The sequence below is a fragment of the Lapidilactobacillus dextrinicus DSM 20335 genome (assembly GCF_001436095.1).
GTDB lineage: Bacteria > Bacillota > Bacilli > Lactobacillales > Lactobacillaceae > Lapidilactobacillus > Lapidilactobacillus dextrinicus.
This window is the reverse complement of sequence record NZ_AYYK01000004.1, coordinates 349491-366549: the sequence shown is the minus strand read 5'-3', so window position 1 is coordinate 366549 and position 17059 is coordinate 349491. Positions and strand designations below refer to the sequence as shown.

At 37.3% G+C, this 17059-nt stretch carries 20 protein-coding genes; 18 read left to right on the top strand and 2 right to left on the bottom strand.

The annotated features are described in order from the left end of the window. The first annotated feature begins 32 nt into the window (after positions 1-32). From FC84_RS04005 to FC84_RS03940, 15 genes are all read left to right on the top strand, one after another. Positions 33-266: a hypothetical protein gene (locus FC84_RS04005; RefSeq protein WP_057756085.1), complete on the top strand. Its 234-nt coding sequence runs from the start codon at positions 33-35 to the stop codon at positions 264-266. Next, a complete protein-coding gene (locus FC84_RS04000) occupies positions 266-2728 on the top strand; it encodes a phage tail protein (protein WP_057755790.1) in 2463 nt (820 codons plus the stop codon). Before FC84_RS04005 ends, FC84_RS04000 begins: the two co-directional genes overlap by 1 nt. Before the next feature lie 12 nt (positions 2729-2740). Next, the gene (locus FC84_RS03995; RefSeq protein ID WP_057755788.1) at positions 2741-3616 is read left to right on the top strand and encodes a distal tail protein Dit; all 876 of its coding nucleotides are present in this window, start codon (positions 2741-2743) and stop codon (positions 3614-3616) included. Next, complete coding sequence (locus FC84_RS03990) at positions 3616-4701, top strand: siphovirus ReqiPepy6 Gp37-like family protein (protein WP_057755786.1); 1086 nt, start codon at positions 3616-3618, stop codon at positions 4699-4701. The genes FC84_RS03995 and FC84_RS03990 overlap by 1 nt, the downstream gene beginning before the upstream one ends. A 4-nt stretch (positions 4702-4705) precedes the next feature. Further along, positions 4706-5716 carry a hypothetical protein gene (locus FC84_RS03985; RefSeq protein ID WP_057755784.1) on the top strand — a complete coding sequence of 337 codons (1011 nt, stop codon included), beginning with the start codon at positions 4706-4708 and terminating at the stop codon, positions 5714-5716. After that, positions 5717-6148 carry a hypothetical protein gene (locus FC84_RS03980; protein ID WP_057755782.1) on the top strand — a complete coding sequence of 144 codons (432 nt, stop codon included), beginning with the start codon at positions 5717-5719 and terminating at the stop codon, positions 6146-6148. It begins immediately after the preceding gene. Between the two features lie 14 nt (positions 6149-6162). Continuing rightward, the gene (locus FC84_RS03975) at positions 6163-6531 is read left to right on the top strand and encodes a hypothetical protein (protein WP_057755781.1); all 369 of its coding nucleotides are present in this window, start codon (positions 6163-6165) and stop codon (positions 6529-6531) included. After that, a complete protein-coding gene (locus FC84_RS08865; protein WP_083479521.1) occupies positions 6531-6671 on the top strand; it encodes an XkdX family protein in 141 nt (46 codons plus the stop codon). The genes FC84_RS03975 and FC84_RS08865 overlap by 1 nt, the downstream gene beginning before the upstream one ends. An 11-nt stretch (positions 6672-6682) precedes the next feature. Continuing rightward, on the top strand, positions 6683-6979 hold the full coding sequence (locus FC84_RS03970; RefSeq protein WP_057755779.1) for a hypothetical protein: 297 nt from the start codon (positions 6683-6685) through the stop codon (positions 6977-6979). After that, positions 6969-7241 carry a phage holin gene (locus FC84_RS03965; protein WP_057755776.1) on the top strand — a complete coding sequence of 91 codons (273 nt, stop codon included), beginning with the start codon at positions 6969-6971 and terminating at the stop codon, positions 7239-7241. The genes FC84_RS03970 and FC84_RS03965 overlap by 11 nt, the downstream gene beginning before the upstream one ends. Continuing rightward, entirely contained in the window at positions 7241-8296 is a 1056-nt protein-coding gene (locus FC84_RS03960; RefSeq protein WP_057755773.1) for a GH25 family lysozyme, read from the top strand. The genes FC84_RS03965 and FC84_RS03960 overlap by 1 nt, the downstream gene beginning before the upstream one ends. 478 nt (positions 8297-8774) lie before the next feature. Then, positions 8775-9053, top strand: coding sequence for an AbrB/MazE/SpoVT family DNA-binding domain-containing protein (locus FC84_RS03955; RefSeq protein WP_057755770.1), 279 nt, complete (start codon positions 8775-8777; stop codon positions 9051-9053). Positions 9054-9127: 74 nt separating this feature from the next. After that, positions 9128-9448 carry a type II toxin-antitoxin system PemK/MazF family toxin gene (locus FC84_RS03950; RefSeq protein WP_057755768.1) on the top strand — a complete coding sequence of 107 codons (321 nt, stop codon included), beginning with the start codon at positions 9128-9130 and terminating at the stop codon, positions 9446-9448. Positions 9449-9758: 310 nt separating this feature from the next. Continuing rightward, positions 9759-9965, top strand: a complete 207-nt coding sequence (locus tag FC84_RS03945; protein WP_057755767.1) for a helix-turn-helix domain-containing protein — start codon at positions 9759-9761, stop codon at positions 9963-9965. A gap of 201 nt (positions 9966-10166) precedes the next feature. Beyond that, positions 10167-11006 carry a glycosyltransferase family 8 protein gene (locus FC84_RS03940; protein WP_057755766.1) on the top strand — a complete coding sequence of 280 codons (840 nt, stop codon included), beginning with the start codon at positions 10167-10169 and terminating at the stop codon, positions 11004-11006. A 123-nt stretch (positions 11007-11129) separates the two neighbouring features. On the opposite strand, the gene FC84_RS03935 is transcribed toward FC84_RS03940, so the two are convergent. Then, complete coding sequence (locus FC84_RS03935; RefSeq protein WP_057755765.1) at positions 11130-11906, bottom strand: Cof-type HAD-IIB family hydrolase; 777 nt, start codon at positions 11904-11906, stop codon at positions 11130-11132. 174 nt (positions 11907-12080) lie between these two features. Between FC84_RS03935 and FC84_RS03930 the strand changes: the two genes are divergently transcribed. The 3 genes from FC84_RS03930 (at position 12081) to FC84_RS03920 (ending at position 14741) form a co-directional block, all read left to right on the top strand. Continuing rightward, positions 12081-12434, top strand: coding sequence for a hypothetical protein (locus FC84_RS03930; protein ID WP_057755763.1), 354 nt, complete (start codon positions 12081-12083; stop codon positions 12432-12434). Between the two features lie 94 nt (positions 12435-12528). Next, the gene (locus FC84_RS03925; protein ID WP_057755762.1) at positions 12529-13266 is read left to right on the top strand and encodes a response regulator transcription factor; all 738 of its coding nucleotides are present in this window, start codon (positions 12529-12531) and stop codon (positions 13264-13266) included. Beyond that, positions 13263-14741 (top strand): sensor histidine kinase, encoded by a 1479-nt coding sequence (locus tag FC84_RS03920; protein WP_057755759.1) that lies wholly within the window; start codon positions 13263-13265, stop codon positions 14739-14741. Before FC84_RS03925 ends, FC84_RS03920 begins: the two co-directional genes overlap by 4 nt. Positions 14742-14802: 61 nt before the next feature. On the opposite strand, the gene FC84_RS03915 is transcribed toward FC84_RS03920, so the two are convergent. Further along, complete coding sequence (locus FC84_RS03915; protein ID WP_057755756.1) at positions 14803-16989, bottom strand: LTA synthase family protein; 2187 nt, start codon at positions 16987-16989, stop codon at positions 14803-14805. Positions 16990-17059: the final 70 nt, after the last annotated feature.

The following is a 17059-nucleotide window of genomic DNA, read 5'->3' as shown; positions in this document are numbered from 1 at the left end:
CGTTGCTAAAGACATATCTTCTTAGTAACTCAATGGATTTTATTTTATATTTACTGGAAACCGAGCGAGATGAGCGTCTGTATAACCAGTGGCTTCATACTACTATGCAACAATCATTTAAAGATTTCCGTAAGGCACAAGGTCTTAAGAGTATTCGAAATAAGGAAAAAGAACCAATTACTAAAGAGCAAGAGCAAAAAATGTTCGATTTTGCTACTCAATTTGTTAAACCCAATAAGCTAAAGCCTGAAAGTGAGGTGGACTAATGGGAGAAATTTTTAAGTTATTCGGGACTATCGGTGTCGATAACAAAGAAGCTAATAAGGCTTTAGATGAAACTGAGAAAAAAGGTCAAGGAACCGGAAACAAACTAACGAACTTTTTTAAGAAAATGTCGACAAGTGTCGGCAATACTTTTTCGGGCCTAGGAAAGAAAATAGATTTTAGTGGCGTTAGCAAACAGTTTAATTCGTTGGGCGGAAAAATTAATAGCTCGCTAGCAAACGGCGTAAAAACGGGTGCTAAAGCTATAGTGGTTGGTGGAACTGCTGCAATGGCAAGTGCTGGTGCTCTGCTTGTAAAAAGTATGAACATGGGCGGTGAGCTTGAACAAAATATGGGCGGTAGTACTGCCGTATTTGGTAAGTATGCTCAACAAATGCAAAAAACTGGTGTTAATGCATTCAAGAATATGGGATTATCTCAGTCAGATTTTTTAGCGAATGCTAATAAGATGGGATCCTTATATCAAGGTGCTGGTTTCTCTGTTAAAGAGAGTATGACCATGACAAGCGACTCTATGCAACGGGCTGCCGATGTTGCATCAATCATGGGTATTAATGCCGATGATGCTATGGAAGCAGTTAGTGGCATGGCCAAGGGTAACTTCGAAATGATGGATAACCTTGGTGTCGCCATGAATGACACAACAATTGGTAACTATGCATTGTCTAAAGGCATTAAGAAATCTACAGCCGACATGACGACACAAGAGAAAGTCGGACTTGCCACTCAAATGTTCATGGAGAAAACAGCAAAGTATGCTGGTAATTATGCTAAAGAGAATGACACGTTATCTGGATCATTTCAGACCGCAAAAGGTGCGTTAAGCAACTTTATGTCTGGTGCCGGTAATATTGATTCTGTTATTCAATCTGGAATGAAATTTGCTGGTGTGGCTGGTAAGGCTGCGATGGAATTGGCGCCAAAATTGTTCGAGGGAATTTCAAAAGCTGTTCAAACATTAGTCCCTAGAATCCCATCGATGATTGGATCGTTAGTCAATAACCTAAGCAAAACAATCGGCGAAATGTTTGGTCAAAATGCTAAAACAATGTTTGATAGTTCAGTCGATGCAATTTCTCAGGCACTAGATGGCCTTAAATCTGCTTTTGATTTCATTGTGAAATACAAGGATATCTTCATGCCGATTGCTGTTGGTATTGGTGCAATTGTTGGATTCTTAGCAGCGTGGAATGCTATAACAACCATCGCAACGGCGGTTCAAACAGCATTTAATATTGTTTTAAATGCCAATCCAATTTCGTTAATAATTTTAGCGATAGTTGGATTAGTGGCTGGGCTAACTTATTTCTTTACCCAAACAAAGCTAGGTCAGCAAATTTGGCAGAACTTTACGCAATTTTTAAGTAATGCCTGGAGCAATTTAAAAACACTGGCGGTCCAGACGTTTACTGCATTAGGACAATTCTTTACTAATTTATGGCAAGGTATCAAGGATGTTGCTGTTATTATCTGGAATGCTATTGTAACAGGAATTGTGTCGTTAATAATATCGGTTGTTAGTACTGCTGTTAATCTATTTAATAGTTTAAAAAATGGAATTTCAAATATTTTTAATGGTATCAGCATTGTTGCATCAACAATTTGGAATGCCATTAAGGCTTTTCTTTTAAATGTGGTTAATGGTATTAAAAATACCATTATAAATATCTTTAATGCGACTAAAAATACTATTTCAACTATTTTTAACGGTATTCGTAATATAGCATCAACGGTTTGGAACGGAATTAAGAGTACAATTTCGAACATTGTAAATGGAATTAAGAATACTGTTTCTAATGTTTTTAATGGTGTGAGGGGTTTAGTTTCAAGCATCTTTAACGGCATTAGAAGTGTTACCTCAAGCGTTTGGAATGCTATTAAATCAACTATTTCTAATGTAGTTAATGGTGTCAAGAATACAATTTCAAATGTTTGGAGTGGGATAACAGGAATAGTATCGCGAGTATTTAATGGTGTTAAATCTGCAATTGAAGGGCCAATGAATTCTGCAAAGAATATTATTCGACGCATTATCGATACAATTAAAGGCTTCTTTAATTTCAGTATTTCTTGGCCGCATATTCCTGTACCAAGTTTTTCAATTAGTCCAGCAGGCTGGAAGATTGGAGATTTGTTAAAAGGTAAAATTCCAAGTTTAGGAATTAGTTGGCATGCTGACGGTGGTATTTTTGATGAGCCTACATTGTTATCATCGGGTGGTGGTCAATTACATGGTGTTGGTGAAGCTGGTGCAGAAGCAGTTGCACCAATTGATACGTTGCTTGACTATGTCCGACAAGCTGTTATGGAAGTGATGGGGCAAGATGACGGTGACATTAATGTAACGCAGTATATTACATCACCGCACCCATTAACACCACGGGAGATTGCAAGGCAAACTAAGTTACAATTGCAGGATTTGGCGGCTTTAAGAAAGAAGTAGGAGGTGGGAATAGTGTACGAAATTATCTATACCAATGCTGATGGTGTACAGGTTTCGTTCAGTGCCCGACCACCTTTTGTTGTTATATCTAAACAAGGTTTTGGATCGGTAGAGAATACGATTACTACTGAAAAACAATATGGACTTGATGGCGCTATTCTGGTTTCTGAACAACTCGATACGCGTGATTTAACAATTAAAGGTGAAGCTGTTGGAATAAGTCCACAGGATTTAGATATGCTGCGTAAAGAGCTTATTGGAGTGCTTAATCCTAAAGTAGCCGGTACTTTAACTTATCGAGCTTTTAACAATGAATATTCAATAGATGTGTTGGTCGTTAAGGCACCAGAAATGGATGATCCAATTAAAAATATCACTGAGACGTTTACCGCTACTTTCCTGGCTTTAGACCCCTATTGGCAAGATATGAGTGTTTACAACTCGTTAATACCGTTAGCGGTAGCGACGAAGAAACATCATTTTCCACTTGAAATAGTTGCTAATTATGAATTTGCTACGTTGAAGAGTGGTGAAATTGTACCAGTTGAAAATAATGGAGATGTTGCAGTAGGAGGTACTTTTTATATTACTTTAGGAGCCGAAGCAAGTGACCCTGAAATCTATAACGTATTAACTCAACAATTCTTCCGCTTCAAAGGAGCTTACCCTGCTGGAACACGGTTTAAATTAGTTACTACACGAGGTAAAAAAGAAGCGATTATGACAACTCCAAGTGGCGTAGATAGTAATGCTATGCCTTTGCGAGACCCTAACTCTACATTCTTGCAATTAGAGAAAGGTAATAACTATTTTCAAGTTAAAGCTTCATCAGGTATTGGTAATGTGATTGTTCAATTGGACTTCCAACCGTTAGTAGGTGGTATTTAGTGGAATTAGAGATTTTTACTCAAGATAAAACAGATCAATGGAAGTTCATGTCAGAAAAAGTATTTGACGGCTTCAAGAGCTTGCAAATCAGTCTTAACTATTACACGTATTCGACATTTGAATTACATGTAGGTTTGATTAACGAGCATATCCGTATGTTTATTCCGGATACTGTTATTTATATGGAGGGTATGTATTTCTATATAGATAACGCAATTGTTGATGATCAGGCTACTGCACAGCTTAAGGTTACGGGCAATTCGCTATTGGGTAAAACCGCTGATCGTATTATCATGCGAAATTACAATCGTTCTGCTAGACCCGAGCAGATTGTTTGGGACCATTTAAATAACGAAGTTGTTAATCCGTCTGACACTAAACGTAAGATCGAATACTTGAAATTATCAGGATCACCAAACCTGGGTACTGATACGATTCAATATCAAAATAGTTATGGCACAGTTTCTGAGGAATTAACAACACTATGTACGTCATATGATTTTGGAATTGGCGAGAGAGCAACGAGCCTGGGTAGTCCAGGTAACACATTGACAATTTTTAAAGGCAAAGATGTTTCGGATGTGGTTGAGTTCTCTGATGATTATGAGAATCTAACAAAAGCCGGTTATCAGAATAACAATTATGACGAATCAACAACAGCAATCGTACTTGGTGAAGGTGAAGACAATGCTCGCAAAAAAGTTGTTGTTGGGGACAATCAAGCAGGTTTGAATCGTAAAGAATTGTATGTCGATGCACGTGATCTACAAAAAACGTCAAATGATATTACATTAACTGATGCGGAATACAATGCGGCTTTAGTTAATCGCGGTAATTCTAAATTAGCAGAACGTAAGCGCATATTGACATTAACCGGTGAAGTTCCAGTCAGTTCAAAACTATTTAAACTTGGTGAAGACTATAACCTTGGAGATACAGTTACAGTTCGCTCAGAGCTATATAATTTAAAAAAACAATCCACAATTACGACAATTAAAAAGACATACGACGAAAAGGGACTGTATATCGAGCCGGTTTTTGGCAAGGAAAGTCCAACGATTTATGACGTATTGGGAAGGAGCTGATTGAATGGAATGGAGTTATCCATGGTTATCAATTGATGGTGATCGTATGTATGATGACAGTGATTTTGCACGCTTTTATAGCAATTTGTTTACTGATGGTGTTTCAATGACTACTGCCAACGGGCTCAAAGTAACTACAAGTTCGACTGGCGGCATGCAAGTACAAGTATCGTCTGGTGCAGCAAATATTGAGGGGCGTAGCTATTTTAACAGTACTTCGTTACCGCTTAACATTAATGTTGCCAGTTCCTCACAAGATCGGACAGACAGCGTTGTTTTGAGAATGGATAAAGGTTTGAGAACTATGACTCTTATGGTTAAGCAAGGTAATACTCAAGTTATTCGAACGACGGATATTGTGGAATTACAACTTGCAACTATTGAAATCAAACGCAATGCATCGAATATTACAGCCGACTTAATTACTGATAAGCGCGCCGATGAAAATGTTTGTGGGTATTCAACACCTTTTTCAAAAGTTTCTGTTTCTGGTCTTGAAGATCAATATCAAGCGCTATTACAAAAAATTATTGATGAAATGAATCAGTATACCGAAGATGAAAAAGGTAAATTCGAAACTGATATGCAAATGATCATCGATAAAGGTACAGCACAGTTAAATAATCAGCAAGCGGATTGGCAAGCATTCTTGAATTCGATTACTGACCAGCTGACTAGTAATCAGGCAGTTAATTTACAAAATCAAATCAATCTTTTAAAAGCTGATCAGCAAACTTGGACGATTACCAATACGCCAATTCCGTATCCACAGATCATTGTAACTGGTTGGCAGAACGGTTTCGGTGTGACTGCTTTAGGCGAATCGAATTGGCTAGGCGATGTTCCAGAAACAATACCTGCAACGATTGGCTATCCAAGTAAGAATGAGGTTTATGTCAAAGTTCCGTTAATTTGGAAGATGATGGACCCTGTAATTACTGAGACTGAACCATATAGTTATTTGGTTGCAGAGGGTACAAGAGCATTACGGATTAGATTATTAGGGGTGAAATAAATGGAATTAAAAATTTTAGAGCGTAGTCAAGAAAACGCACAAGACGATATTAATGAAAATTTTGCAATATTAAATGAGTCAATAATTCAAATTGGCAATCAATTTTTAACAAAACACTATGGTTCTAACGAAAATCCATTAATCAAAGCAGGATCAATCGATATTGCACGAAGTATTAATAATGTTACAGTTACCGGCTCTTTTCAGCTATCTAAAGACATGGCTGCTAATGAAGCGATCCTGACATTGCCAGCTGGATTCTCTGCTCCTGATTTCTCAATACGTACAGTATCTATGCTTACTGACACGAGTAATGTGTTGCTTGTAATCGAACGTAATATTTTAAAATCATCAAAGGCGGTATCAGCTAATAGTTACCTTTCATTTACAGTAAGCTATCCAACAAACGATGATTTTCCAACAACAGAATAGGAGTGATATTAATAATGAGTTTAATTAAATTGAAATTAGCAGCAGACAACACGGTAACGGCCAGCGGATGGGCCAATCCCGACACACGTCAAGTGGGCGAAACGACAACTGACGGTTTTACTATCTACGACATTAATCAAGATGAGATTGATGCGTTAGTTGTCAATCACACTAAGTTAATCAACAATCATCTAGTCATTGACGCTGATTATGTGCCACCAGTGGAGACGCCAAACGATCCGGAACCGAGCGACACTGACAAAGCTTTAGCTGCATTAAGTTATCAACAAATGACAACTACACAAGACGTTACGGCTTTGCAAACGCAGAATGCGCAAATGGCATATCAATTAATGATGATTCAACAAGGAGGAGAAGCATAATGTTTCCAGACTACAACACGATTAAGAGTTTTTATGATATGAAATTATGGACTAAAGAAATGGTAGCTGACGCAGTTAAATGCAGTCGGATTACTGCTGAACAGTATCAAGAAATTACAGGCGAGGAGTACGCTGCTTAGGAAGTGAGTAAATGCACGGTATTAACTGGGAGTCCCTTGCTGCGATTGTGGCGGTTGTGGGAACTGTTTATGGTGGTGCTTCACGATTGTTGCACAACTTTAAGGATTCAATTTCAGCTCCCTTGAGTGAGCAAATGACTAGACTGTCTCAATCAATCGACAATTTAACCGCTCAAGCAGAACGTGAGCGTAAAGACTTTGATGAGCGCTTAGATAAACATGAAAATGCTCTGACACAGCATGACACAGAAATTGGAACACTATACAATCACGCAGGATTAACACGGAGTAGCCATCATGAAAATTAATTGGAAAGTACGAATCAAAAACAAATCGTTTTGGGCAGCGATCATTCCAGCATCGTTGCTATTGATACAAGTGATTGCTGTCCCATTCGGTTACGATTTTCAAATCGAAAAAATCAATAAACAACTACTAGATATCGTCAATGCAGCGTTTGCTGTCTTATCAATCGCTGGCGTTTTGAACGATCCAACCGTTGACGGTATCGGCGATAGTACGCAAGCACTTGAATATAAGACACCTAAAAAGAATGCGGAGGCAAAATAATGTCAAAAAAAGTAATTGATGTATCAAGTCACCAGGACGTTTCAGTTGTTCAAAATACCGACGCCGAGGGCGTTATCATTAAGACGACCGAGGGCACGGGTTATGTAAATCCGTTAGCAGATGCGCAATATCAAGCAGCTAAAAAGCGTGGCAAGCTGTTAGGCATTTATCATTATGCACGCGGTGGTGATCCGATTAAAGAAGCAGATTTTTTCTATAATAATAGTAAAAACTATTTTGGAGAGGCAATTCCAGCTTTGGATTGGGAGGAATACACTAACGCAGCATGGTCAAATGTTAGTTGGGGTCTCAAATTCGTTAATCGAATTCACGAATTGAGCGGTGTTTGGTGCTTGTTGTATACAGGTATGGATGGCGCAAAGCAAAATGCTAAGCTGGTGCCAATCAGTGGTTTGTGGTTAGCAGCTTATCCTGATGATCGACAAAACTGGACGGCGCCAAACTTTACTTATTCAACTGCACCTTGGAAGTCGTTGACTGGCTGGCAATATACGAGTGGCGGTGGTGCGCTTGATCGTTCAATCTTTTATCTAGATGCGGCTGGTTGGAAAAAGATTGCAGCCGGTGACAAGAAAGCCACCGAGCCTAGTAAACCGTCAACGCCAAGTACACCAGCTTATAGTACAGCCGGTAAGAGCTTAGAACAGATGGCAAATGATGTTCTCAATAAAAAAGTTGGCACTGGGCCAGCTCGTACAAAAGCACTTGGCAAGTTCTACACGGGTGTTCAGGCTATTGTTAACCACAAGCTCAAGACTGGTTCTATTTCATTAACTAATACAATTCTAGCTAATGAAACTAAGAAAGATGTCTATGGAAAAGGTGACACACGTAAAAAGCTACTTGGTTCTTACTACAATGGTGTACAAGCTGTAATCAACAAGACGGCTGTTGTATATCATACTGTTAAGCCCGGTGAAACGGTAAGCGGAATTGCATCTGCATATAAGACAAGTTCAGCTAATATTGTTAAGTTGAATTCTTTGAAGAACGCTAATTTAATCTACGCTGGCCAAAGATTACGTGTAAAATAAAAAATAATTGCAAAATTAAAAAACAAATAAGCAGTTTTGCGTATTTAATAATGTCAGGGTAAAAACCTGACATCGTTCTTCTATGAGCGATTTTTGACACGAGCCTCACTCTTGATTGAGTGGGGCTTTTTTATTATGTAAGCAGGTAAACTTATTGAAATTAAAAAAATTTTTGTTCATAATTTGAATAAAATAGCGTAAATAATAATTAGCAAGATTCAGCATATCAACTGAATTTTTCTAATTTTTTAACCAAAATATCTTGTATGTTATTCAATCTATCCACAGATTTATCCACAATATCTAGTTGCTAGCAGGTTGTTATTTCAAGATATGGTGTGTATCATTAATATTGTTAATGAAATAGCAATATTAGGTAGTTCGAGCCTTGACGATCGTATATCCCTAGTATATACTTGTGAATGTATTATAAGAAGTATCAACATAAGAGTGCATACTAGATGGGAGGAAAAAGCTTATGACTAACGTAGTGAAAACCTCTAAAATTGTAAAATGGGGCAATTCCCAAGGTGTTAGATTACCAATTGATTTATTGAAGCAAATTGGAATAGACAACCCAGATAATCAGGAGATTGTTTTAAAAGTAGAGGGAAACAAAATTATACTAAAAAAAGCACCAAGCTTATCGAAACTAGCTCAGCGCTTTGATGGTTTTGATTTAGATAAATATTTTGAAGAAAATCCTGTTTCAAGTGAGCTTCTCGATGCACCAAGTATGGGTAACGAAGCCCTGTAATCTTGCCGGAGCCAGAACAAGCCAGCATTAAATAGGTGACGGCAAGCTATATGATAATAGAAGGGAGTGAAATAATGCTGAAACAAGGATCGATTATTTGGGTTGATTTGAATCCTACTAAAGGACATGAGCAAAAAGGTCTACGGCCAGCTTTAGTCATTTCAAATGATGACTTTAATCGTTTTACAAAGCTGACCAAAGTAGTTGCGATTACCACAAGTAATAACGGATTTCCGCTTCACAAACAGCTGCCAGATGGACTACAAACAGTAGGTTTTGTTGAAGTGGAGCAAGAGCGTACTCTTGACTTGAGTACTAGGAAAGCCACTCTTATAGAAATGGCGCCAACGGATTTTGTTTCTGAAATCATCGAAATGGTTAAAGAAGCGTATTAAAAAAAGCTAGTCCAGACCAAGACTAGCGACACAGCGTGATTGACATATCAACGTCAATATAATAACACGCTGTGAATACATATAGCAATACGAACGCTTGTTTAAATTTTATATATGAACAATATACTCTATTTTCAAAATCAAATAGTTGTTTTGCTTGTGGATAAGTCATAATGCGGTACAGATGTGGTACAAGTATCTATTATTGCCGGTATAACAAGCAATGCCACTATTTCTTACAAATAATAAGGCATTTAGTTGAACTAATTAAGGTTCCACTCAATCATATCTTTGTTTAATAGGTGATCAAATGATTAATTTAAATGACCCCAATATTATGAGTGCTAAAGACGCTGCTCAAATTTGGGGTAGAAATGATACGTATGTTAGAACGTCATTGCGACAGAACCCAGATAAGTGGCCAGAAGGTTCATGGCGAAAATTCGGCAAGCAATTAGTTGTAACGACCGAAGGAATGGAAGCAGTGACTGGTGAAAAAGATCCTAGAACAAAATAAAACATAGCAAATTATTTTGGACAAATTTTGGTCAAAGTAGTGTCAAAATACTGCTATATATAATGGTAGATTTCCCCTCGCCTCCAGCTAGATAGGATGAATGAAGATTACTTCGTTCATCCTATTTTTTATACAAAAAGAAGCTATGATAAAATAGGAGTAGTTTAAAATATTACGTCAAATCATAATGAGGTAGTTATCTTGCAGGAACAAGTTAATATTATGGTCACCTTAGATAGTGCTTATTTACCGCCTTTACAAGTTATGCTGACGTCTTTACGTCAAAATAATTTAAGCTTGAATATAAAAGTTTGGTTAATCCATACTGATATTCCTGAAAAACAGTTAGTTGAACTTGAGCAATTCTTACAACAGCTTAAGATGTCATTGACAAGTATTAAAATACCAGCAGATTTATTTAAAGATGCACCAACTGTCGAGCGTTATCCTAAAGAAATGTATTATCGTTTAGTTTGTGGTGATATTCTACCTAAAGAAGTTAATCGAGTTATCTATTTAGATCCAGATATTTTGGTGATTAATTCGTTAGAGCCACTCTGGCAACTTGATTTAGCAGACAATATTTTTGCGGCGGCAGTTCATTCGGGATTAACTAATATTAGCGAAGGTATTAATAATATTCGTTTGGGAATTGATCACGGCTATTATAATTCTGGTGTCTTATTGATTGATGTTGAAAAAGCACGACAATTAATTCATTTAAATGATATCTATCAAACCATTGATCAGCATGGCAAGTGGCTATTACTGCCAGATCAAGATGTGATGAACTATCTTTATGGGAAAGTAACTAAGGAGATTCCAGAAGAAATTTGGAATTATGACACACGGCAAGCCGCTGCTTACCTGACACGTAGTTTGGGCAAAGCCAATACCCATTGGGTTGCTGAAAATACCGTTGTCCTTCATTACTGCGGTAAGCCTAAACCTTGGGATAGTAATAGTAATAACCGGTTTACTTTGTTATATGCGCACTACCAACAATTAACCAAGCGAATTGCTATGCGAATCGCGAAGTAGTCAAAAATCAAAACGGTTAAAATATAAAGTTGCGATAAATAAAAAAGGCCAGCCATTAATCAATGGATTCAGTGCAATACCATTGTTAAAGATTGGTCTTTTTTATTTGTTTAAACAGTTGCGTTAAATCAGATTGAAGTGTTTTAAACCATTGACAATGCCATGATCGGTATTAGCAGTGGTGACAAATTCAGCCGCAGCTTTAGCTTCAGGGATGCCATTGCCCATTGCAACTGGGTGGTCAACAAATTCAAGCATGCTCAAATCATTAGGGCCATCACCAAAGCCATAAGTAGGGACATTGGTTAATTCAAGTTGCTGCAAGAGCTGTTTGATCCCATTCATTTTAGAATTACCTGATAGCACGGTGTCAATAGAGTAGGGACTGTTACGGTAATAGGTAAATTGTGGGAATTTGTCAAAATAAGCTTGATCGTGATCTTTGTTTAATAATAACAGCATCAAGATTTCTTGATCTTGGTAGAAGTTAGGATCAACTTCAGGAATAGGGGTGTGAATCAGATTGTAAGCATCATTAACATTGGCATCTGACTTTAACGTACGAATTTCAGATGTGGTATAAAAAGAAACCCCATCATTTAGTTGATTAGCTAGCTCAACGACAGCTGTGATTAATTGAGTATCTATTTGACTTTTATATAGTGCTTGATGATCATGTTCCAGGTAACTACCATTTAATGAAATAAATGTATCAATACCGGTAACTTGTCGAATATCTAAAATTTCACGAGGCGCACGACCAGTATTAATAACTGGTAAAAATTGATTTTGTTTTAATTGTTGCATAGCTGTGGCGACTTCGGTTGTTATTTGCGAGTGTTCGTCTAACAACGTATTATCTAAGTCGAAAAAAACCGCCCCACGATAATTAGTTTGCATAGTATAACCTCCACTTTTATTCCTGTTTATTCTAACAAACTTTACGATTAGCAACCAGTTGATTTAGAAGTTCAAGTAAAATTATATCTAACAAAAGGCATTAAACTTAATGATTAGTTCGCTAATAAATATGCAAACATGGTATACTTATGGTGATAATGGAGGGTATAGTGTATGGTCTATTTAATTTGTGGTATGGTAATGTTGTTTATTGGTATTTGGTATTCAATTCGTCCAGCAAAGACACCTCACACTTTACATAGTTATAGTTCGATGCTGGCAATGATTTCACCGCAAAGCTTTTATTATGCACAACGTTGGTTTCGGAATGCTTTGTTAACGGTTGGATTAATCGATTTAATCTTAGGAATGCTGGTTAACTATTTTCAGTTGAACCAGTATGCTAACTTTTGGTTGCTAACAATTGTGGCTTCAATTGCGTTGATGATTGTCCATACAGAATCACGCTTAAAAGATTATTTAATGCGCATGGGTCAATTGCCTTATCGTGATACTTTGAAGAAATAATATTAACAAATATTGAAACATTTATGCCTTTTCGTTGAAAAGGCAGCTTTTTTATCTTTAAGTTCGTATAATAGTTTAAACAGGATGTGATAACATGAAAATATTGATGATTGAAGACAATACCTCAGTTTCAGAAATGATGGGGATGTTTTTCCAAAAAGAAAAGTGGCAAGCGGAATTTGCTTATGATGGCAATGAAGCTGTAGATAAATTTAAAACCGATCCAGAGGGTTGGGATATGATTACGCTTGATTTGAACTTACCTGGTAAGGATGGCATGCAAGTAGCTAAAGAAATTCGTGCTATTTCTAAAACCGTTCCAATTATTATGTTGACTGCGCGAGATAGTGAAAGTGATCAAGTTCTAGGCTTAGATTTAGGTGCTGATGACTATGTTACCAAGCCCTTTAGTCCCATCACTTTAATTGCTCGGATCAAAGCAATTCATCGTCGAGCTGATATTAATGCAAGTGTTAACGAAGCCGCTCAAAATGCACCAACCATTGATCAGGGCGAGTTTGATGTGATGACGGATCATTTCAAACTAAGCTCAAATACGCGCGAGGCGTTTTTGAATGGTAAAGAAGTACCTGGCCTTACGCCTAAAGAATTTGATCTATTAAAGACATTAGCAAAAAAACCACGTCAAGTTTTCTCACGGGAACAATTATTAGAATTAGTTTGGGATTATGAATACTATGGCGATGAGCGCACAGTTGATGCGCACATCAAGAAATTACGACAAAAAATCGAAAAAGTCGGTCCCCAAATTATTCAAACAGTTTGGGGGGTTGGCTACAAATTCGATGATTCGGAAGCGGGTCTTGAATGAAATTAATTTATCAACAAATGTTAGGCTTCTTCGTGGTTATTTTAACAACATTGCTGATTATTAGTGCGGTAATTGTGAATTATAATAACCGCCAGACTTATGAGGCCACTTGGCGCCAATTAGAGGGCTATGCCGATAAATTTGGCCAAATGTTTACACAAAGCAATTTTCGACCTGATAGCAATCAGCTAATGACATCGGAGTTTTTAGATCAAGTTAAGTATGTGCTTAGTGATGATCAAGTTGTTTATGCAATTTACAATGAGAAGAATCAACAAATTTATCCTACTGCTGCAGAGCCAACTAGAAACTCCAGTTTGAGTAAATCAGTTTGGAAGCAATTAAAAAAAGGCAAAATTGTCCGTGCGCAAACGAATCGCATGCAGACACAAGGCCCAACGATTGGTAATGGTGTAGAGTTAACTTACGTTGTTTATCCTTGGTTTGATCAAGATCATAATTTTGTAGGGGCAATGTTTATTGCTTCACGGGTCAATCGGATTAAGTCGACTTTAAGAGAAATGCAGCGTAATTTATTGTTAGCGTTAGGTATTTCAACTTTGGTTGCGTTAGCCATTAGCTTTTTAATCGCACGCTTTTTAGTACGACGCATTAATCGTTTGCGCCAAGCAACTCGTGCTGTTGCTGATGGTAATTTTGATGTCGAGCTGGTTTCTAATGGTCGTGATGAGATCGATGATCTCGCAAGTGATTTCAATGTGATGGTGCAATCGTTAAATGAGTCTAATCGTGAAATTGCTCGTCAAGAACAACGTCGACGAGAATTCATGGCTAATGCGGCCCATGAAATGCGGACGCCATTGACGACGATTAATGGCTTATTAGAGGGACTTGAGTATGATGCAATTCCTGAGGAAGCCAAAGGCAAAAGTATCGAGTTAATGCAAAAGGAAACCCAACGTTTAATTCGATTGGTTAATGAAAATTTAGATTACGAAAAAATTCGTTCTAACCAAATTGTGTTAAGTAAGCGTAAGTTCAACGGAACTGAAGCCATTCAGAATATTATGGAACAACTTACTCAAAAAGCAGAAGCTGCTGGTGATCAATTAATACTAAAAGATGATCACGTTGTCGAGGTTTATGCTGATTATGATCGTTTTGTTCAGGTGATTTTTAATGTGACGCAAAATGCGATTCAATTCACTGAAAATGGTCAAATTAACTTAGCAATCGATGCATTGAATAATGGCGCTCAAATTACCATTTCAGACAATGGTATTGGAATGAGCGATGATCAACTGAAGAATATTTGGGAACGTTATTACAAAGCTGATCCATCCCGGAAAAATACTAAATATGGTGAATCTGGTCTTGGCTTAGCAATTGTCCATTCTTTAATCGAACAACATCATGGTAAAATTGAGGTAAGTAGTAAACTAAATCAAGGCACAACGTTTACAATTTTCTTCCCTAATGAAAAAACAGCGAACTTAACTGCCAAAACGAAGTAAACAAAAAGACACACAGTAGCTTAAGCTACTGTGTGTCTTTTTGTTATTAATAAGTGAGTTACTACTTTTGACTTGAGATATTGCTGGAAGAACTAGCGCTATTTGTGGTCGTTTCACCATCAGTACTTGATGATTTTGGCAAGGAATCAATATCAGTTTCCGGATCGGTTAATTCTGGCGCATCGGTTATATAAAGTGACGTTGTTGATTTACCTTTTTCACTATAAAGCGAGGTTGATCTGCCTTTCAATTTTTCACGCGTTTGAATTAATTCGTTGACCTGATCTAAATAATTAAACTGACTTGGATCAACGGGTTTAAATCCACTCGGTGTATAAAAACGTAATAAATTCTTCATGTTCAGAGAGTCGGATAAAGATAGAGCATGATCGACTTCAGCTTGCCATTGATTAATTTGCTTAGTTAATGCTGGACTGAGTTCAGTCAGTAATTCGCCAGTTTCATTGTCGTAGATGGAACCATTTGCACCATTACCGCCTAGCACAGTATATTTGTTTGTCACGAAATTATTATTACGGAAGGCAACTAATTGTTGCAGCTTGCTAGACATTAAATCCTGACCGAATAAAACATACTTATTGGTATTAATACCAAGTAGATGGAGAAGGGTTGGTAAGACATCGATTTCGCCACCATATTGTGTTTGAATACCGCCTTTTAGGCCGTCCATATGCAGCATGAAGGGAACGCGTTGTAGATTCATATTATCCAATGCTGTCCAATCATCTGAACTACGATTCATCAAAGTGGCTAGTGATTTATTGTCTTTGTCAGAAAGACCGTAATGATCACCATAAATCATGACTAACGTATTTTTGGCTAAGCCCGATTTGTTCAAGTAGTCGAAGAATTCTTTCACAGCTTGGTCAAGATAATGAGCAGTTGCAAAATAGTTGTTGACAGCTTTATCATCTGTTTCTGGTCGTTGAAAATCGGTATCTGAATCTGCCAATGGGAATGGGAAATGATTGGTAACAGTAATGAACTTAGTATAGAAAGGTTGTTGCAGTTGTTCCAAATATTTAATACTTTCGGCGAATAATAACTTATCCTTCAAACCGTAACCAATATTTGCTTCGGTTGAGGTATTAAAATAACTTGAATCAAAGAAATAATTATAGCCAAGATTTTTATAGACGTGATTACGATTCCAGAAACTACCAACATTACCATGAAAAACAGCACTGCTATATCCGGCGCTCTGTTGCAAAATGGCAGGAGCACCTTGGAACGTGTTGTCTGTCCCTAATGAAGTGAAGACAGAGCCTTCTGGAAGCCCAAAAACGCCTGTTTCTAACATGTTTTCAGCATCAGAAGTCTTGCCTTGACCAACTTCATGATAAAAATTACTGAAAGCTAAGGTGTTTTTATTATGGTACAAACTATTTAAGAACGGGGTAACTTCTTGGCCATTAACTTTGAAGTCAATTAGGAATTGTTGGAAACTTTCTAAATGGAGAATAATAACATTTTTACCCTTAGCTTGACCAAAATACTCGGGATTAGCAGGAACTTGGTGGGACTTCGTATAATTGAGAACACTATTGATATCAGTACCATCTGCGGAAGAACGAATTTGATTATTTTGAGCGGTTTTGACACTATCATAGACCATAAATGTATCAAGACCGAGATATTTGACGATATAGTTACGGTCAAAAGTTCGCGTTAATAGTTGCGGACGGTTGGCTTCACTTAAAGTTAAGTTCAACAAAAAGACAAAGACAGCTAAAGTAGTTGCTGTAAAAGCATGCTTGGTCGGTAAAGGTTTGGGATCAATTTTTATAACGTGCCGTGCTAAAGCAATTGCGATTAAAATAACATCAAGCCAAAGCAAGAGATCATACCATTGTAATAGTGAAATGGTACTTTTGCCCAAACCACTGGAAACTTTACCAACACTAAAAATCGTATTAAAAGTCAGAAAATCGGTAAATTGCCGATAATAAATAACGTTGGCAAACAATAAAATAGTATTCAACAAATAGATGATGAACATGACGGCGTAACTGATTTTGGGTTTCTTAATATAAAGTGCCATTGAGAAAAGAAGCAGGGTAGTGCCAATCGGATTGAAGAACATTAAAAAATGTTGTAGTGGATCACTAGCACCTAACGAGAAGTCAACGTAATAGGCAAAGACGGTTTTAATCCAGAAAACGGCTGTTAACAAGGCAAAGAAGCCTAAGCGGGTCTGAACAAATTGACTAATTTTTAGTTTTTTCAAAGTTTAACCTCACACATTAAAAAGCGCCATCAACAAACGGGCTTTGATCATAAAAGTAGTGTTCTGTTTT